The sequence below is a fragment of the Amycolatopsis sp. TNS106 genome (assembly GCF_019330265.1).
Lineage (GTDB): Bacteria > Actinomycetota > Actinomycetes > Mycobacteriales > Pseudonocardiaceae > Amycolatopsis > Amycolatopsis lurida.
Genome location: NZ_CP024972.1, coordinates 8,620,149 through 8,638,051, shown reverse-complemented (window position 1 = coordinate 8,638,051; position 17,903 = coordinate 8,620,149). Strand labels below are relative to the sequence as shown.

The 17,903-nt window shown below is 69.8% G+C and carries 17 protein-coding genes; 6 read left to right on the top strand and 11 right to left on the bottom strand.

Going from position 1 to position 17,903, the window contains the following annotated elements; all coding sequences use genetic code 11:
* Nucleotides 1–25: 25 nt before the first annotated feature.
* Both CVV72_RS40150 and CVV72_RS40145 read left to right on the top strand, forming a co-directional pair.
* Nucleotides 26–1,534 (top strand): DEAD/DEAH box helicase, encoded by a 1,509-nt coding sequence (locus CVV72_RS40150; protein WP_034311040.1) that lies wholly within the window; start codon nt 26–28, stop codon nt 1,532–1,534.
* A gap of 142 nt (nt 1,535–1,676) precedes the next feature.
* Nucleotides 1,677–2,864: an 8-amino-7-oxononanoate synthase gene (locus CVV72_RS40145; protein ID WP_219149926.1), complete on the top strand. Its 1,188-nt coding sequence runs from the start codon at nt 1,677–1,679 to the stop codon at nt 2,862–2,864.
* On the opposite strand, the gene CVV72_RS40140 is transcribed toward CVV72_RS40145, so the two are convergent.
* Nucleotides 2,830–3,312, bottom strand: a complete 483-nt coding sequence (locus tag CVV72_RS40140) for a GNAT family N-acetyltransferase (protein ID WP_219149924.1) — start codon at nt 3,310–3,312, stop codon at nt 2,830–2,832. The genes CVV72_RS40145 and CVV72_RS40140 overlap by 35 nt on opposite strands.
* A gap of 33 nt (nt 3,313–3,345) precedes the next feature.
* Nucleotides 3,346–4,179 (bottom strand): trypsin-like serine protease, encoded by an 834-nt coding sequence (locus tag CVV72_RS40135; RefSeq protein ID WP_219149922.1) that lies wholly within the window; start codon nt 4,177–4,179, stop codon nt 3,346–3,348.
* A 334-nt stretch (nt 4,180–4,513) separates the two neighbouring features.
* On the opposite strand from CVV72_RS40135, the gene CVV72_RS40130 reads away from it, so the two are divergent.
* Nucleotides 4,514–5,176 (top strand): M15 family metallopeptidase, encoded by a 663-nt coding sequence (locus CVV72_RS40130; RefSeq protein ID WP_219154422.1) that lies wholly within the window; start codon nt 4,514–4,516, stop codon nt 5,174–5,176.
* A 75-nt stretch (nt 5,177–5,251) separates the two neighbouring features.
* Entirely contained in the window at nt 5,252–6,646 is a 1,395-nt protein-coding gene (locus tag CVV72_RS40125) for a mycothione reductase (RefSeq protein WP_219149920.1), read from the top strand.
* A gap of 10 nt (nt 6,647–6,656) precedes the next feature.
* On the opposite strand, the gene CVV72_RS40120 is transcribed toward CVV72_RS40125, so the two are convergent.
* Nucleotides 6,657–7,169: a hypothetical protein gene (locus CVV72_RS40120; RefSeq protein ID WP_255632413.1), complete on the bottom strand. Its 513-nt coding sequence runs from the start codon at nt 7,167–7,169 to the stop codon at nt 6,657–6,659.
* Between the two features lie 55 nt (nt 7,170–7,224).
* Nucleotides 7,225–8,472 (bottom strand): MFS transporter, encoded by a 1,248-nt coding sequence (locus CVV72_RS40115; protein ID WP_219149918.1) that lies wholly within the window; start codon nt 8,470–8,472, stop codon nt 7,225–7,227.
* Nucleotides 8,473–8,520: 48 nt separating this feature from the next.
* Here CVV72_RS40115 and CVV72_RS40110 point away from each other — a divergent pair, with 48 nt between their 5' ends.
* A complete protein-coding gene (locus CVV72_RS40110) occupies nt 8,521–9,210 on the top strand; it encodes a FadR/GntR family transcriptional regulator (protein WP_219149916.1) in 690 nt (229 codons plus the stop codon).
* A gap of 73 nt (nt 9,211–9,283) precedes the next feature.
* On the opposite strand, the gene map is transcribed toward CVV72_RS40110, so the two are convergent.
* The 6 genes from map to dxr all read right to left on the bottom strand — a co-directional run bounded on the left by map (nt 9,284) and on the right by dxr (nt 16,750).
* Nucleotides 9,284–10,141: a type I methionyl aminopeptidase gene (gene map / locus CVV72_RS40105; RefSeq protein WP_034311024.1), complete on the bottom strand. Its 858-nt coding sequence runs from the start codon at nt 10,139–10,141 to the stop codon at nt 9,284–9,286.
* A 23-nt stretch (nt 10,142–10,164) separates the two neighbouring features.
* A complete protein-coding gene (locus CVV72_RS40100) occupies nt 10,165–11,970 on the bottom strand; it encodes a penicillin-binding transpeptidase domain-containing protein (RefSeq protein WP_219149914.1) in 1,806 nt (601 codons plus the stop codon).
* Nucleotides 11,971–12,020: 50 nt separating this feature from the next.
* A complete protein-coding gene (locus CVV72_RS40095; protein WP_034311020.1) occupies nt 12,021–12,875 on the bottom strand; it encodes a GNAT family N-acetyltransferase in 855 nt (284 codons plus the stop codon).
* 154 nt (nt 12,876–13,029) lie between these two features.
* Nucleotides 13,030–14,181 (bottom strand): flavodoxin-dependent (E)-4-hydroxy-3-methylbut-2-enyl-diphosphate synthase, encoded by a 1,152-nt coding sequence (gene ispG, locus CVV72_RS40090; protein ID WP_076155264.1) that lies wholly within the window; start codon nt 14,179–14,181, stop codon nt 13,030–13,032.
* A 118-nt stretch (nt 14,182–14,299) separates the two neighbouring features.
* Complete coding sequence (locus tag CVV72_RS40085) at nt 14,300–15,541, bottom strand: RIP metalloprotease (protein WP_219149912.1); 1,242 nt, start codon at nt 15,539–15,541, stop codon at nt 14,300–14,302.
* A 3-nt stretch (nt 15,542–15,544) separates the two neighbouring features.
* A complete protein-coding gene (gene dxr / locus CVV72_RS40080) occupies nt 15,545–16,750 on the bottom strand; it encodes a 1-deoxy-D-xylulose-5-phosphate reductoisomerase (protein WP_219149910.1) in 1,206 nt (401 codons plus the stop codon).
* Between the two features lie 95 nt (nt 16,751–16,845).
* On the opposite strand from dxr, the gene CVV72_RS40075 reads away from it, so the two are divergent.
* Nucleotides 16,846–17,115: a DUF2631 domain-containing protein gene (locus tag CVV72_RS40075; protein WP_034311011.1), complete on the top strand. Its 270-nt coding sequence runs from the start codon at nt 16,846–16,848 to the stop codon at nt 17,113–17,115.
* A 12-nt stretch (nt 17,116–17,127) separates the two neighbouring features.
* Here the strand turns inward: CVV72_RS40075 and CVV72_RS40070 are convergent, their stop codons facing one another.
* On the bottom strand, nt 17,128–17,730 hold the full coding sequence (locus CVV72_RS40070) for a hypothetical protein (protein WP_219149908.1): 603 nt from the start codon (nt 17,728–17,730) through the stop codon (nt 17,128–17,130).
* Between the last annotated feature and the right edge of the window lie 173 nt (nt 17,731–17,903).

The following is a 17,903-nucleotide window of genomic DNA, read 5'->3' as shown; positions in this document are numbered from 1 at the left end:
GACGTGCCACGTCCGAGAGGCATTTGTGACAGTCACGTTCAACTCCGGCCACGTCTCACCGTCGGCGCGTCAGCACCGCAGCAAGCCGCGCACCCGCCCCGCGGGTGACGCGATGCTGCACAACGACGCCGTCGAGAGTGTCAAGGCCACCACCTGGGCGGAGCTCGGGCTTCCCGAGCCGCTGCTGCGGGCACTGGCCGACGCCGGTATCACCACCCCCTTCCCGATCCAGTCGGCGACCATCCCCGACGCGCTCGCCGGCCGCGACGTGCTCGGCCGCGCCCAGACCGGTTCCGGCAAGACCCTGGCCTTCGGCCTCGCGATGCTGACCCGGCTCAACGGCGGCCGCGCCCGGCCGAAGCACCCGCGTGCGCTGATCCTGGTCCCGACCCGCGAGCTGGCCATGCAGGTCGCCGACTCGCTGACCCCGCTGGCCAAGTCGCTCGGCCTGTGGTGCCGCACCGCCGTCGGCGGCATGGCCTTCACCCGCCAGGCCGACGCGCTTTCCCGCGGCGTCGACCTGCTGATCGCCACCCCCGGCCGGCTGTCGGACCACGTCCGCCAGGGCACCGCGTCGCTGTCGGACATCAACTTCGTCGCGCTCGACGAGGCCGACCAGATGGCCGACATGGGCTTCATGCCGCAGGTCCGCGAGATCCTCGACCTGACCCCGGCCCGCGGCCAGCGCCTCCTGTTCTCGGCCACCCTCGACGGTGACGTCGACAGGCTGGTCCGCGCGTACCTGACCGACCCGGTCACGCACTCGGTCGCCCCGTCGACCGCGAGCGTCACCACCATGGACCACCACGTGTTCCAGGTGTCGCACCAGGACAAGCAGGACATCATCACCGAGATCGGCGCCCGCGAGGGTCGCACGATCATGTTCGTCCGCACCAAGCACCACGTGGACCGCCTCACCGAGCGCCTGCGCGAGAAGGGCGTCCACGCGGCCGCTCTGCACGGCGGCAAGACCCAGGGCCAGCGCAACCGCGTCCTCTCGGACTTCAAGGAGGGCTACGCGCCCGTCCTCGTCGCCACGGACGTCGCCGCGCGCGGTATCCACGTCGACGACATCTCGCTGGTGCTGCACGTCGACCCGGCCGCCGACCACAAGGACTACCTGCACCGTGCCGGTCGTACCGCGCGCGCCGGGGCGTCCGGTGTCGTGGTCACGCTGGTCACCCACGACCAGCGCCGCATGGTGCGCCGGATGACCGACCGCGCCGGTGTCCGCGCCGAGCAGACCACGGTCCGCCCGGGCGACGCCGAGCTCGCCCGGATCACCGGTGCGCAGCAGCCCAGCGGCGAGCCGGTCGTCGAGCGTCGTCGTGAGTCCCCGCGTCGCGGCGGTGGCCGTGGCTACGGTGGCGGCGACCGCGGCGGTTACCAGGGTTCGCGCGAGGGTCACGGTCACCGCGAAGGCGGCCGTCCCGGCGGCTTCCGCGGCCGCCCGCGTCGCGGCGAGTCCGGTGGCGGCAGCGGCCGTCCGCAGCGTCCGGGCAACGGCCGCCCGCGTCGCAGCTACGACAGCTGAAGTGACTGAAGCCGGTTCACCCGGCGGCTAGGCCCATGAACGGTCCGTTCCTTGCGAATTTCGCAAGGAACGGACCGTTCCTTGCGTTCGCTGTGGGGACCACCACGCCCGGCGCCGAACGGCGGATGGGAGACTGCGGGACGTGACTTCTTCCGGCCCCGCTTCCCAGAACCTCCCGCCCGACCAGGTCTTCGACTGGCTCGACGTGGAGGCGGAGAAGCGGGCCGAGGCCGGGCTGGTGCGCAAGCTGCGCATCCGGCAGGCGCAGGAACCGGAGCTGGATCTCGCGGGTAACGACTATCTCGGGCTCGCCAGGGACAAGCGCGTCGCCGGTGCCGCCGCCGCGGCCGCGTTGCGCTGGGGCGCCGGGGCCACCGGCTCCCGGCTCGTCTCCGGCACCACCGAGGTCCACGCCGAACTCGAGCACGAGCTCGCCCGCTTCTGCGGCACACAGGCCGCGCTGGTCTTCTCGTCCGGCTTCACCGCGAACCTCGGCGCGGTCACCGCGCTGTCCGGCGCGGATTCCGCGATCGTCACGGACAAGTACATCCACGCCTCGCTGATCGAGGGCTGCCGCCTGTCCCGCTCGGACATCGCCGCAGTCGCCCACAGCGACCCGAGCGCCTTCAAGCACGCGCTCGCGACCCGCCGCAAGCCGCGCGCGCTCGTCGTCACCGATTCCGTGTTCTCCGTCGACGGCGACATCGCCCCGCTGGAGCAGCTCGCCGGTGTTTGCCGCGAGCACGGCGCTTCACTGCTCGTCGACGACGCGCACGGCTTCGGTGTCCTCGGCGAGGGCGGCCGCGGCGCCGTCCACGCGGCGGGGCTCTCCGGCGCACCGGATGTCGTCACCACGATCACGCTGTCGAAATCCCTTGGCGCACAAGGCGGAGCGGTACTCGGACCGCGTCGGGTGATCAAGCATCTCGTGGACACCGCGCGCAGTTTCATCTTCGACACCGGCCTCGCTCCCGCCAGTGCCGCCGCCGCGCTGGCCGCCCTCAGCGCGTTGAAGGCCGAGCCCGAGCTGGCGGCCAAGGTGACCGAAGCCGCCGGAAACCTCGCGATGCAGCTGAAATCGGCGGGATTCCGGGTCAGCCTCCCGGACGCCGCGGTGATCTCGGTGCAGGCGCCTTCGCCCGAATCGGCCGTGTCGTGGGCGGCCGCGTGCGCGGATCAGGGCGTGCGGGTCGGCTGCTTCCGTCCGCCGTCCGTGCCCGACGGCATCTCCCGCCTTCGCCTGACCGCGCGGGCCGACCTCACCGAGGCCGACGTGGACCGCGCGGTCGCCGTGATCACGGCCGCGGCGCCTCCCGGCGCCACATCGTGAGGTGCGGGATCCCGTCTTCCATGAACTCTTCGCCTTCGACCACGAAGCCGTACTTGGCGTAGAAATCCGTCGCGTACGTCTGCGCGTCGAGGACGCACGGCGCGTCCCCGATCCCCGCGAGCGCGGTCTCCATCAGCCGTCCCGCCAGGCCTTTGCCGCGTGAGCGGACGGCCGTGCAGACCCTGCCGATGCGGAAGGTGCCGCCGGCGTCCTGCAGCACCCGCAGGTACGAGTCGACGGCCACGGAACCCCCGATCCAGAGGTGCCGCGTGCCGGGCAGGAGGTCACGCCCGTCGATCTCGTGATAGGCGCAGTCCTGCTCGACGACGAACACGTCCACGCGCAGGCGGAGGATGCCGTGCAACTGCGCGGCGGTGATCTCGTCACCGGCGACGGACAGCGGGAACGACGAGGTCTCGATGATCGGGGTGTCGGTGCTCACGCCCACTTGTTAGCACATCGGACGTGAAGAAGGCATCGATCAGCCGATCAGACCCCGGTTCTTCTGCTGGGAGATCTCGTCCGCGAAGTGGGAGACACGGGTGTAAACGCCAGGTTTGCCCGCCTTCGCGCAGCCTTCGCCGAACGACACGATCCCGATCAGCGTGTCGCCCACCATGAGCGGTCCGCCCGAATCGCCCTGGCAGGCGTCGATGCCGCCTTCGGGGTAGCCGGCGCACACCATGTCGCTCGGGTCGTAGCCCGAGTACGCGGTGCGGCAGGTCTTGTCGCTGACCACCGGGACGACCGCGCTGCGCAGGTAGTCCGAGCGCGCGCCGCCGTCGGCGACCCGGCCCCAGCCGAGGACGGTCGCCTTCGTGCCTTCGCTGTACAGGTCGGCGTCGCTGGTGTCGGCGACCTTCGCGGGCCGGTACGGCAACTGGCCGCTGACTGTCATCACCGCGATGTCGTCACCCTTGCCGGGATCGCCGCTGTAGTCGGGGCTGACCCAGATCCGCGAAACACGCAGTTCCACGCCGTCCCGGGAGCGCTTGTTGTCCCGCCCCGCCACCACGCGGACATCGGCGCGTTTGACCGCGACCGCGCAGTGCGCCGCCGTCGCGACCGTCGTGGAGCTGACGATCACCGCGCCGCAGTACTGGTTGCCGCCGCGATCGGCCAGGTAGACCGCGTACGGATACTGCGAGACCGAAGCCTTGCCGCCGCCCACGATCCTCGGCTGGGCCGCCTGCTCCGGCCCGCTGACCGAGCTGTCGTCCGCCGACGCGCTGTTGACCGCGACCGGCACCATCACGGCCGTCGCGAGTACCGCTCCGACCGCGAGCAGCAGCGTGCGACGTGACTTCTTGGGCATGTTCTGTCCCTTCACCGGGGCGTACGTACGGTCAGACCCTGGGAAGTCATTCGACTCCAGCGCGTACACGAGCGATCGCGAATACCCTAATCGGAGAAAGCCCGATGTGGTGTCACTGAAACGGGTGGACCTGTGCTCACCGAACGCATCTGTCACCCTGGACCTCGTGCGGGCTACGGCGACGATTCTGGCGGCTACGGCCCTTCTGCTCTTCTCGTGTTCGAGCCCGGCCGTCACCGGCGGCCCGGCACAAACCTCTTCGGCGGCAACGACTCCGACGACCTCGGCCCCGCCACCCACCCCCGTCTGGCAGGTCGGCGCGAAGCCGCTTCCCTTGCGCGGTGACGGTTTCGGGCAGATCCTCCCCACTCCGCCCGTGCTGGCGAACCGTTCCCTGCCGACCGCCGACCTGCTTCCGCCGCCCGCCGGAAACCGGTTCGCGGGCACGGTGAATCCCGTTCCCGCCGACGTGCTCGCCCGCAGCACCTGGCAGGCGGGCTGCCCCGTCTCCGCGGGCGAACTGCGTTATCTCACGCTCTCGTTCTGGGGTTTCGACGGCCGCGCGCATACCGGGGAAATGCTCGTGAACGCGTCGGTGGCGAACGCCGTCGTCACCGTATTCGGGCAGTTGTTCGCCGCGAAGTTCCCGATCGAGGAAATGCGCGTGACCGCTCCCGCCGAACTCACCGCTCCCCCGACGGGTGACGGGAACAACACCAGCGCCTTCGTCTGCCGTCCGGCCCGCGGCCAGACGAACTGGTCCGCGCACGCCTACGGGCTCGCGATCGACGTCGACCCCTTCTGCAACCCGTACACCAAGGGCGACCTCGTGCTGCCCGAGCTCGCGTCGGCGTACCTCGACCGCGAAGACCGGCGGCCGGGGATGATCACCGCCGGCGACCCGGCCGTGGCCGCCTTCGCCGCGATCGGCTGGACCTGGGGCGGCACCTGGACCACGCCGAAGGACCGGATGCACTTCAGCGCCAACGGGCACTGACCGGGAACAACCGGCCGCCGTGACAGGTTGGCTAGAGTCGGAACCACCCCGCTCCCCGCCGCAAAGGAAGACAGCGTGCCCCACTACGACCTGGTGATCGTCGGTACCGGATCGGGTAACTCGATCCTCGACCCGCGTTTCGCGGACTGGAACACGGCGATCGTGGAGAAGGGCACGTTCGGCGGGACCTGCCTGAACGTGGGCTGCATCCCGACGAAGATGTTCGTGCACGCCGCCAACGTCGCGGCCACCCCCGCGACGTCCTCGAAGTTCGGCGTCGACGAGGAGCTGACCGGGGTCCGCTGGCGCGACGTGCGCGACCGGATCTTCGGCCGGATCGACCCGATCGCCGCCGGCGGCCGCGAGTACCGCGTCCAGCACGAGGACAACAAGAACGTCACCGTGTACGAGGGCGAAGGCCGCTTCACCGGGCACAAGGAACTTCAGGTCGGCTACTCCGATGGCCGCCCTTCGGAAACGATCACCGCCGACAGGTTCGTGCTGGCCGCGGGCGGGCGTCCGGTGGTCCCGGACGTCCCCGGTCTCGCCGAAACCGGCTACCACACCTCCGACACGGTGATGCGGCTCGACGAGCTGCCGTCGAGCATCGTGATCCTGGGCGGCGGGTACATCGCGGCCGAGTTCGCGCACGTCTTCGCCTCGTTCGGGGTCAACGTGACCGTGGTCAACCGGTCCGGTGCGCTGCTGCGCTCCGAGGACGACGACGTCAGCGCCCGGTTCACCGAACTGGCCTCGCAGCGGTTCGACGTCCGGCTCGACCGGAAGACCGTCCGCGCGCGCAAGACCGCGTCGGGTGTCGCTTTGGACCTGGAGGGCCCCGAAGGCGCCGAGACCGTCGAGGCCGACGTGCTCCTGGTAGCGACCGGCCGCACCCCGAACTCCGACCTCCTCGACGTCGGCGCCACCGGCGTGACCACGGGCGAGCGCGGGCACGTCGTGGTCGACGAATACCAGCAGACCGTGGTCGACGGCATCTACGCGCTCGGCGACATCTCGTCGGTCTTCGAGCTGAAGCACGTCGCGAACCACGAGCAGCGCGTCGTGCAGCACAACCTGCTGCACCCGGACGAGCGGATCGAGGCCGACCACCGGTTCGTCCCGCACGCGGTGTTCACCTCGCCGCAGGTCGCTTCGGTCGGGCTGACCGAACGCGAGGCGCGCGAGCGTGGCGTGTCGTACGTGACGTCGCACCAGGATTACGCGGGCATCGCCTATGGCTGGGCGATGGAGGACACGACCGGCTTCGCGAAGCTGCTCGCCGACCCGGCCACCGGACAGCTGCTGGGCGCGCACATCATCGGCCCGCAGGCGTCTTCGGTGATCCAGCCGCTGATCCAGGCGATGAGCTTCGGTCTCGACGCGAAGAGCATGGCGCGCGGGCAGTACTGGATCCACCCGGCGATGCCGGAACTGGTCGAGAACGCGCTGCTGAACCTGCCCCTGGACTGAGCGCGGGAGGTCAGACGACGCGGTCGCAGGCGCGGGCTCCGTTCCGCACCGCGAGCGCGCCGACCACGTTCCTCTCGACGTCCGAGGCGTTCATCAAGGCGGCCGAGCGGGCCCCCTCCCCCGAGAACCGCTCGCCCGCCTCGACGTACCGGCGGATCGCCGCCAAGAACTCCTCCCGCGCGGATGCCGCCCCTCCTGGCACCGCGCGGACCCCCGTCGCCCCCTTGAGGACGTCCTTGGCGTCGTCCACCCTCGTCGCGACGTGGTGCTGCCACTTGCGCAGTTCCGTCGCGCCGTCCCCCTTCGGATCCGGCCAGTAGCGCTGGATGTCGGCGCCGCTGTCCCTCCACACCTGCACGCACACCAGGTCCACGGCGCGGTAGAACTCCCGCGGCGAGGCCACCACGGCGGGCCGCTGCGGCGCCACGGCGACGCACACCGCGGCGAAACACGCCAGAGCCGCCCCGTACGCCAGTCCCTCCACCACGCCGACCCCCAGGACCCGAGTTTTGAACAGGTTCAACTCAATCAGGCTATGGCTGCGCCCCAGGGTGGGTCAAGATGTTTTTTGAACGCGTTCAGACGAAGCGGCGGCGACCGGCCAAGGCGCCGAAGGTCATCTGCGCGGCGAAGACGACGAGCATCATGATCCAGGGCACGGTCCAGGCGTGGGTGAGATCGTGAAGCAACCCGAACAGGAAGGGCCCGACGGCGGCCATCAGATACCCGATGCCCTGCGCCATCCCCGAGAGCCGCGCGGTGTCCTCACCGGTGCGCGCCCGCAGCGCGATCACCGTCAGCGCGAGCGAGAAGACGCTCATCCCGAGCCCGATGAGGATGCACCAGAGCAACGGCGAGAGGGACGGCGCGACCATCATGCCGACCATGCCGGCGAAGCCGAAGACACCCAGCCCGACGATCCACGGGCTCTGGCTCTTGTGCCGCGCGGCCATCGGAGCGACCACGAGGCTGATCGGGACGGCGATGAGCGACATCAGCCCGAGCAGCAGACCGGATTCACCCTTGCTCACCCCCGCGTCGATCATCACTTCCGGCAGCCAGCCCATCACGACGTAGGCCAAAAAGGCCTGAGTTCCGAAGAAAAGCGTGACCATCCACGCAAGGGGGCTACGCAGGAGCGATCGCCCGCTACCCTGCTTGCCTGCCTCGGCAACGGGCGCACGCCCCGCACCGCGGGCTGCGAGAATCCAGACGAGGAGTGCGAGCACCGCCAATACGGACCAGGCGCCGAGACCTTGGCGCCAGCCGCCGAACGCGTTCTCCAAGGGAGGGGTGAGCGCGGACCCCAGGGCGCCCCCGCCCTGCAGAGCGGCGGTGTACACGCCGGTCATCATGCCGACACGTGCCGGGAAGGAGTCCTTGATGACGACCGGGATCAGTACGTTCGCCAGGGCGATTCCCGCCGTGGCCACCAGGGTTCCCCCGAGCACGACGTACGGTCCGTCGAGCACGCGCAGCACGAGACCGACGGCCAGCACCGAAAGCGCGGAAGCGATGGCCGCGCCGATGCCGAACCGCCGGGCCAGCAGAGGGGCGGCGAGACCGGCGGCGGCGAAACAGAGGCCGGGGAGCGTGGTGAGCACGCCTGCCCAGGTCGCCGTGGCGCCGAGGTCGTCGCGCATCTCGCCGAGAATGGGTCCGACACTGGTGATGGCCGGGCGCAGGTTGAGCGCCACCAGGATCACCGCGACACCGAGCAGCACGCCGCCGGTGATCACTCCCGGCCGCCACTCCGTTTCGATCGAGCCTTCGAGTTCGAGACTTTCATCGAACGGGGAAACGGGTTCTCGGGAGTCGACACGCACGTCGGCTAGTATCACATACATAGGATGATTGGATGAAGGGACAACGCTGTGCCATTGGCCACCACGCGCCGTGCCGGCCTGGTCGATCAGGTCATCGAGCAGCTGCGTGACGCCGTCACGCAGGGAGAATGGCCCATCGGTCAGCGGATTCCGACCGAACCGGAGCTCGCGGGGCAGCTCGGCGTCGGACGCAACACCGTCCGCGAGGCCGTGCGCGCACTGGCGCACACGGGGCTGCTCGAGGTCCGGCAGGGCGACGGGACCTACGTGCGGGCGACGAGCGAGGTCTCGGGCGCCATCCGGCGGTTGTGCGGTTCGGAACTGCGCGAGGTGCTGCAGGTGCGTCGCATCCTCGAAGTCGAAGGCGCCCGGCTCGCGGCCGCGTCGCGGACCGACGAGGAGGTCGCCGAGCTGAAGGCACTGCTCGACCGCCGCAACGCCGAGCTGCGCGAGGGCCACTGGGAGGATTTCGCCCGCCTCGACGCGGAATTCCACTTCGCCGTCGTCCAAAGTGGACATAACACCCTGCTGACCGAGATGTACCGCGGCCTCACCGAGGTGATCACGGCCAGTGTGGCCGCCACGTCGAACGTGACGCCGGGGGGCGAGTACCTGCCGGAGATAGGGCATGAAGGCCTCGCCGAGGCCATCGCCGACCAGGACGCCGACCGGGCCGCCAGCGAGGCGTGCGGTTTCCTGGACGAACTCCTGGCCAGGGTGGAGCAGGACGACGCCTGACCCGAACAGCGCGTGAAGGCCCCCTTCCCTCGGCTGAGCCGAGGGAAGGGGGCCTTCACGCGCTGCGAGCCGCTTACGGCAGCGTCAGGATTTCGGCGCCGTCCTCGGTCACCACGAGGGTGTGCTCGAACTGGGCCGTCCACTTCTTGTCCTTGGTGGTGACGGTCCAGTCGTCGGCCCAGATGTCGTAGTCGATGGTGCCGAGGGTGATCATCGGCTCGATCGTGAAGGTCATGCCCTGCTCGATGATCGTGTCGACCGACGGCTCCTCGTAATGCAGGACGGTCGGCGCGGTGTGGAAGGCCGGGCCGACGCCGTGGCCGGTGAAGTCACGCACGACGCCGTAGCCGAACCGCTTCGCGTACGCCTCGATGACGCGGCCGATCACGTTGAGCTGCCTGCCGGGGCGGACCGCCTTGATGGCGCGCATGGTCGCCTCGCGCGTGCGCTCGACCAGCAGCCGCGCCTCCTCGGAGACGTCACCCGCCAGGAAGGTCGCGTTGGTGTCGCCGTGGACGCCGCCGATGTACGCGGTGACGTCGATGTTGCAGATGTCGCCGTCCTCGATCACCGTCGAGTCCGGGATGCCGTGGCAGATCACCTCGTTCAGCGAGGTGCAGCACGACTTCGGGAACGCGCGGTAGCCCAGCGTCGACGGGTACGCGTGGTTGTCCAGCAGGAACTCGTGGATCACCTTGTCGATGTCGTCGGTGGTCGCACCGGGTTTGACGGCCTTGCCGCCCTCCTCGAGCGCCTGCGCCGCGATCCGGCCCGCGACCCGCATCGCCTCGATCACCTCGGGCGTGCGGACCCCGTTGCCCGTGTCGCGTTTCGGCGCCGGCCGGTCGACGTACTCGGGACGGGCGATGCTGGCGGGGACGACTCGCCTCGGCGTCTGGACGCCGGGCTTCAAGGGGGATCGAACGGACATGAGCCCAGCCTACGACCTGACGGCTAGCCGAGCCCCGCCAGGAAGCGCTGGGCGGCCTCGACCGCGGGCCTGGACGTTCCCGCGTCGGTCGTCAGCACCGCGAAGGCCAGGTCGCCGGTGTATCCGACGAACCAGCCGTGCGAATGCGTCCCGTCGCCGAACTGCGCCGTCCCGGTCTTGCCCCGCACGTCCGGCAAGGGCTTGAGCAGCGTCGCCGTGCCGTCGGTGACGACCTCGCGCATCATCCTGCGCAGGGCGTCGAGCACCTCCGGCTTGATCGGTTTGCCGAGCCCGGACGACGTCGTGGTCATCCCCCGCACCAGTGTCGGCACCGGGACCTTCCCGGACTGGACCGTCGCGGTGGCGACCGCCAGCCCGAACGGGCTCGTCACGACGGTCCCCTGCCCGAACCCGTTCTCCGCCCGCTGCGCGACGGTGTTCGCAGGCGGGACCGAACCGGTGATCGTGGTCAGGCCCGGGATCACGAAGTCGGCGCCGACGCCGAGGTCGCGTGCGGCGTCGGTCAGCGCGGCGGGCGGCAGATCGGTCGCGAGTTTCGCGAACGTCGTGTTGCAGGATCTGGCGAACGCCGTGGACAGCGGGATGACGCCGAGCGCGAACTTGCCCTCGTTCGGCACCGTCCGGTTTTCGAACGTCGCCGTGCCCGGGCAGTCGACGGGGCTGTCCGCCCGCACCGAACCCGCGGTCAGCCCCGCGACCGCGGTGGCCATCTTGAACGTGGACCCCGGCGGGAACCGTCCGGTGAGCGAGATCGCGCCCTGCGTGTCGGCCGGGGCGTTCTGCGCCACCGCCAGCAGTTCGCCGGTCGACGGCTGGATCGCGACCAGCGCGGAGGCTGTCGGGACCGGGGCGAGCGCCCGCTCCGCCGAACCCTGCGCCTTCACGCTGAGCGTGCTGACGACCGCGGGCGCGGGCTTGGGGTTCTCGGAATGCAGGTCGATGATCTCGCCGCCGCCCGTGTCGAGCGTGACGACGCGCCAGCCCGCCGAGCCCTCCACCTGGTCCTCGACGAGCGACCGGACCGCGGGCAGCACCTGCTTGCCGAAGTTCTTGTCGTCGGGCAGCAGCCTTTCCTGCTGGCTGAACCGGACGCCGGGCAGATCGTAGATCTCGGGCTTCACCTCTTGGTAGCTGCTCGCGCGCAGGCTCACCACCGGATACCCGGAGCCGGGTTTGAGCGCCTTCACCCCGTCGCGGATCGACTGGCCGGTCACCGACGCCTCGAACCGGTTGAGCGCCGCGCCGAGTTTGTCGGTGACGGCCACCAGGTCGCCCGCCTTGGCCGGGTCGAGTACCACGCTGACGACCGTCTGCGGGCGCAGCAACGGCATCCCGTCGCGGTCCAGCACCGGCGCGAGTTCCGGCGGATCGGCCTTCAGCGCGATGCTCTGCTGCGCGGCCAGTTGCGGATGGAGCGCCGTCGGCAGCCAGCGCACCTTCCAGCCGTCCTGCGTGGAATGGACCTGCGCGTCGGCCTTGTACGTCCAGTTCCGGCCGCGCGGCAGTTTCCAGGTGAGCTGATAGGTCGCGGTCCCGTTGTCCGCCCCGGACGCATGCTTGACCTGCTTGTCCACGATGGTGATCGACTCGGGCGAGAGCGCTTTCCGTGCCATCTCCAGGGACGCGTGCGCGGCATCCGGCGAATCGGTGAAGGAGGCCGCGGCGGCGACGTCACCGGAGGAGAGCCCGCCGAGGAAGCCCGAGATGGCGTCCTCGGGACCCGAATCGGCGAAGAGCCCGCACCCGGCGGCCGAGAGACCCACCACCCCCGCGAGCACGACGACGGCGACACGACGACCTGCAGGCATGCTTGAAGATCCTGCCAGCCCCGGCCCGGTCCGGCCGGACGCGACACGGCCTAGAACAGAACCGTCGCGTACTGGCCGACCTGCTGGAAGCCGATCTTGCGGTAGGCGGCGAGCGCCGGGCTGTTGTAGGCGTTCACGTACAGGCTCGCCGTGCGGCCCATTCCGCGGACGAGCCTGGTCACCACGGAGGCCGTCCCGGCCGTGCCGACCCCGCCGCCGCGGCGTTCCGGATGCACCCAGACACCCTGGATCTGGCCGACCGTCGAGGACATCGCGCCGATTTCGGCCTTGAAGACGACCTCGCCGTCCTCGAATCGCGCGAACGCCCGGCCGCCGGCGATCAGCTCCGCGACGCGGGCGCGATATCCGGCGCCACCGTCACCGGTGCGGGGGTCGACGCCGACCTCCTCGACGAACATGGCGATCGCGGCCGGGAGATACCGGTCGAGTTCCTCCGGGCGGACCGCGCGGACCAGCGGATCGGCGGCGACGGCCGGGATCCCGTCGAGAGCCAGCAGCGGCTGGTCGTGCCGGACTTCGCGGGCGGGGCCCCACTCCGGCTCGAGTTCGTCCCACAGCCCCAGCACCTGCTCGGCCGGGCCGACCAGTGACGAACAGGTGCGTTGCCGCCGCAGGGCGCGATCGGCGAAGGAACGCAAAGCGGAGGCATTGCCGCGCAGGGGGATCAAGTTCGGCCCGGAGAAGCACAGCCCTTGGAGCCTGCCCGCGCGAACGGGGCGGGAATCCGCGGCCCAGAGCTCACCACCGAGCCGCCAGGGGTCGAGACCCGCCGTCTCCACCCTGGCACTCACCATGCAGCTGCCGACCGGGTCTGTGGCGAGCGCGGCACGGACCGCGGGATAGTCCCGATCATCGAGCAGCCGTGCACCTGCAAGCCGCAACACCACTCCAGGGTGCCAGATCAGCGGCGTAAACGGAACGCAAGCTTCACGACACGCTGAGAGAACTTCGGCAGGTCGGGGCCGTCAAGTGCCATGAACGGTCCGTTACTTGCAAAATTTGCGAGGAACGGACCGTTCCCAGCGTGGTCTCGACCAGTCAGCCGACGGTGACGGTGGGCTCGCCCTCGCCGATCGTCTGGCCCGACTCCTCGGCGATGCGCATCGCCTCTTCGATCAGCGTCTCGACGATCGCGTGCTCGGGCACGGTCTTGATGACCTCGCCCTTGACGAAGATCTGCCCCTTGCCGTTGCCCGAGGCGACGCCGAGGTCGGCCTCGCGCGCCTCACCGGGGCCGTTGACGACGCAGCCCATGACCGCGACGCGCAGCGGGACCTCCATGCCCTCCAGGCCGGCGGTGACCTGCTCGGCGAGCGTGTAGACGTCCACCTGCGCGCGGCCACACGAGGGGCAGGAGACGATCTCGAGCTTGCGCTCCTTGAGGTTGAGCGACTGCAGGATCTGGATCCCGACCTTGACCTCTTCCACCGGCGGCGCGGACAGCGAAACGCGGATGGTGTCGCCGATGCCCTGGCGCAGCAGCGCGCCGAAGGCCACGGCCGACTTGATGGTGCCCTGGAACGCCGGGCCCGCCTCGGTCACGCCGAGGTGCAGCGGGTAGTCGCACTGCTCGGCGAGGATCTCGTACGCGCGCACCATGACCACCGGGTCGTTGTGCTTCACGGAGATCTTCACGTCGTAGAAGTCGTGCTCGGCGAACAGCGACGCCTCCCACAGCGCCGACTCGGCCAGCGCCTCCGGGGTCGCCTTGCCGTACTTGTCCATGATCCGCTTGTCCAGCGAACCCGCGTTGACGCCGATCCGGATCGGGGTGCCGTGGTCCTTCGCGGCCCGCGCGATCTCCTTGACCTGGTCGTCGAACTTGCGGATGTTGCCCGGGTTCACCCGGACCGCCGCGCAGCCCGCCTCGATCGCGGCGAAGACGTACTTCGGCTGGAAGTGGATGTCGGCGATCACCGGGATCTGCGACTTCCTCGCGATCGCGGGCAGCGCCTCGGCGTCGTCCGCGGACGGGCACGCGACACGCACGATGTCACAGCCCGCAGCGGTCAGCTCGGCGATCTGCTGCAGCGTCGCGTTGACGTCGGAAGTGAGCGTGGTGGTCATCGACTGCACCGAGATCGGGTGCTCACTGCCGACGCCGACCGGCCCGACCTGCAGCTGTCGGGTCTTGCGACGCTCGGAGAGGACGGGAGGAGGAAGCGCTGGCATACCTAGAGCGACAGTCACGCCTTCAAGCGTACCTACCCCGATCGGCGGACATACACGACGTCAGCCGTCACGGTGAGCAGTATTACCTGGGCAGCCCAACGGTGCTGACAGCGCGCTCCGTTGCGGTCCTTCCGCGTCACTGGAACAGCTTGACCGGGTTCACGATGTCGGCGGTGACGGTGAGCAGAGTCACCGCGCCGCCGATGAAGACGAGCACCATCGTGACCGCGGACAGCTTCGTGTAGTCGACCGGACCACCCGCCGCCTTGCCGCGCAGTTTCCGGAACCAGTCCCGGACCCGCTCGTACCAGACGACCGCGATATGCCCGCCGTCGAGCGGGAGCAGCGGCAGGAGGTTGAACACACCGATGAAGAAGTTCAGGCTCGCCAGCAGGAGCACGAAGATCTCCCACAGACCGCGCTCGGCGGCCTCGCCACCGATGCGGCTGGCGCCGACCACGCTGACCGGGGTGTTCGGGTCGCGCTCGCCGCCGAAGATGGAGTCCACCACCGCCGGGATCCGTGACGGGAACTCGATCAGCCGTTTGGCGGTCTCGGAGAACATCGTGCCGGTGAAGGAGAACGTCGCCCCGACAGCGTCGACGGGGCCGTAGCTCAGCATCGGCGGCGCGGTGTTCTGGATCGGCGAGGCGCCGATCATGCCGACGTCCTTGACCGTGGTGTTGCCGGAACCGTCGGCGACCAGCCGCTGCACCCGCGGCACGTCGACGGTCAGGTTCAGCCGCTGTCCGTTCCGTTCGACCACGAACGGCGTCGGTCCACTGGCGACCTGGACGGCCGCGAGCATCTCGCGCCAGGTCTTGATCGGCTTGCCCGCGACGGAGACGACCTTGTCGCCGGCCTGGAGACCGGCGGCCTTCGCGGGGGCAGGGGCGCCGGGCGGGCAGGCGGTGTCGCTCAACTGCTCCACGGTGGTGGCCGGGCGAGCGCACGACGTGGCGCTGATCACGGCCTCGGTGGGCGCGGCCTGCGCGGCGGGATTCGGCAGGCCCATGGTGACGGCCATCAGGTACAGGATGACGAAACCGAGGATGAAGTGCATCGCCGAACCCGCCGACATGACGACGGTGCGCTTCCAGGTCTTGAAGCGCCACATCGCGCGCTTCGACTCTTCCGGGGTGACCTCGTCGAGGGCGGTCATGCCCGCGATGTCGCAGAACCCGCCGAGCGGGATCCACTTCATGCCGTACTCGGTCTCACCGCGGCGGAAGGAGAAGATCGTCGGCCCGAAGCCGATGAAGTAGCGCCGGACCTTCATGCCGAAGGCCTTGGCCGCCCACATGTGGCCGGCCTCGTGCAGCGCGACGGACAGGCAGATGCCCAGCGCGAACAGCACGATCCCGAGAATGAAGACCACGCGCTACTTCCCCTTACCGATCAGCGCACCGGCACGCGCGCGAGCCCAGCGCTCGGCAGCTAGTACGTCATCAACGTCGCGAGGTTCACGACGCCATTCGTCGGCGGCTTCCACCACCTGGGCAATAGTGTCCACAATCGAGGTGAAGCCGGTGTTCTGTGCCAGGAAAGCGGCCACCAGTTCCTCGTTCGCCGCGTTGTAGACCGCCGGGATGCAGCCACCGACGGTTCCGGCGTGCCTCGCCAGCTCGACGGCGGGGAACGCCTCGTTGTCCAGCGGTTCGAAGGTCCAGCTCGCGGGCTTGTCCCAGACGCACGCGGCCGCGGCGCCAGGTACGCGATCCGGCCAGTGCAGGGCCAGCGCGATCGGCAGCCGCATGTCGGGCGGGCTGGCCTGGGCGATCGTCGAGCCGTCGACGAAGGTCACCATCGAGTGGATGATCGACTGCGGGTGGACGACCACGTCGATGCGGTCGGTCTCGATGTCGAACAGGAGCTTCGCCTCGATCAGCTCCAGCCCCTTGTTGACCAGAGTGGACGAGTTGATCGTGATGAGCGGCCCCATCGACCAGGTCGGATGCGCCATCGCCTGCTCGACCGTGACGTCCGCCAGTTCCTCGCGCTTGCGGCCGCGGAACGGGCCACCCGAAGCGGTGAGCACCAGCCGGGCGACCTCGGACTCGCGTCCGGCGCGCAGGGCCTGTGCGATCGCGGAGTGCTCGGAATCGACCGGGACCAGCTGGCCGGGTTCGGCCGCGGCCAGCACGAGCGGCCCGCCCGCGATCAGCGATTCCTTGTTGGCCAGCGCGAGCGTGGCGCCGGTGGCGAGCGCGCGCAGGGTCGGCGGGAGCCCCTGTGAGCCGGGGAGCGCGTTGAGCACGACGTCGACCGGGGTGGCGTCGATCATCTCGACGACCGCGTCGGCCCCGGCGAAAATCCGCGGGAGCTTGAAGTCGCCGCGGTTGTAGCCGCGCTTCTGTGCCTCGGCGTACAGCGCGAGCTGCAGGTCTTCCACGGCCGTCGGCCTGCTGATCGCCACGGCGTCGACCTGGTGCGCCAGGGCCTGCGCGGCCAGCGCGGCGGGGTCGGAGCCGCCCGCGGCGATCCCGGCGACCCGGAACAGCTCCGGGTTACGGGCCGCGACGTCGAGGGCCTGGGCGCCGACCGATCCGGTCGAACCGAGCACGAGCACACTTCGCGAGGTAGTCATCGGGGCTCATTGTCGCTTGGGGCCCGTCGGGCGCGTGCAGCCAGGTGTGGGATCATTCGCGGGCAAGCGAACCATCGGGTTTTGAGGAGTTGATCGTGGCGAGCAAGGCGGTCGAAAAGCGCGGCCGGGTGGGCGTCGACACCGTTGACCCCCGCGACGAGCCGTCGGCCGAGTGGGGCTGGCACGGTTCCTTCCCGAAGGCGACGCGGATCGCGGGCTGGCTGAGCGCGATCATCCTGCTGGTGATGCTGTACGGCAACCACCACGGCTGGACCGAGAACCTGTGGCTGATCGGCCTGTCCCTGCTGCTCGTGTTCGGCCTCGTGCTGGACATCCGCAAGCAGCGCACGGCCTGGCGCAAGTAGCTCCCGCACGGCTCATCGGCCCCCGCTCTCCTTCGAGGACGGGGGCCATTCGCCGTTCTGGGTCCACAGCTCGTTGACGATCTTGACGGCGTCGCCGGCCTCGACCCCGTAGCGATGCCGGTACTTCGCCGCCGGCCGCTGGACGACCGCGGCGACCTCCCCGATGGCGACGTTGTTCCAGGAGTCGTTCGGGTAGAACTGCCGCATCACGGCGAGGAACCTGCCGGTCGCCCAGACCGGGTCGGTCCGCTGCTCGAAACTCCCCCAGCTCGCGCGCTGCTGGAAGAGCCCGACCGAATCGCCGAGGCCGCCGTCGAGGTTGGCGATGCTGGACTCGACGATCACCGTGGCGATCGCGATGGCCGCCGCGCGATCGTTGAGCCCCGCTCTCTGGACCGTCTCGACGATCACTCTGGCGCACGAGGTGTTGTAGGGGTTCATGTAGCCGCGCATCTTGGTGGCGAGTTGCTGATTGAGCGCTCCCGCCGTGTCCGCGTCGTCGGCGGACGTGCCCGTCTGTACGCACGGCAAGGCGACGTGTTCGACCTGGTCGGGCCGGATCTCGGTGGGCGGGAGCAGGACGAGGGAAAGGGCGAGGTACGCGGCGGTGAACATGCGGCTCCAGGTGGTCGTGAGTGGCGATTCGTGTTCTAACCCGAATCGCCACTCACGACCACCTGGACCGATGCCTCGCCGCCACCCTCACTCGCCCGATGGACAGGAAGGCACCCTCCCCCGCGCCTGACGCAAGGAAACCACTTCATGTAGTCGTGAAGGCCTCCTTCACT

What these genes read in the sequence shown, in the direction of transcription:
- CVV72_RS40135 (WP_219149922.1), bottom strand. Translation starts at nt 4,179, where the DNA reads ATGCCCAAGAAGTCACGTCGCACGCTGCTGCTCGCGGTCGGAGCGGTA.
- map (WP_034311024.1), bottom strand. Translation starts at nt 10,141, where the DNA reads ATGTCCGTTCGATCCCCCTTGAAGCCCGGCGTCCAGACGCCGAGGCGA.
- CVV72_RS40100 (WP_219149914.1), bottom strand. Translation starts at nt 11,970, where the DNA reads ATGCCTGCAGGTCGTCGTGTCGCCGTCGTCGTGCTCGCGGGGGTGGTG.
- dxr (WP_219149910.1), bottom strand. Translation starts at nt 16,750, where the DNA reads ATGACTACCTCGCGAAGTGTGCTCGTGCTCGGTTCGACCGGATCGGTC.
- CVV72_RS40070 (WP_219149908.1), bottom strand. Translation starts at nt 17,730, where the DNA reads ATGTTCACCGCCGCGTACCTCGCCCTTTCCCTCGTCCTGCTCCCGCCC.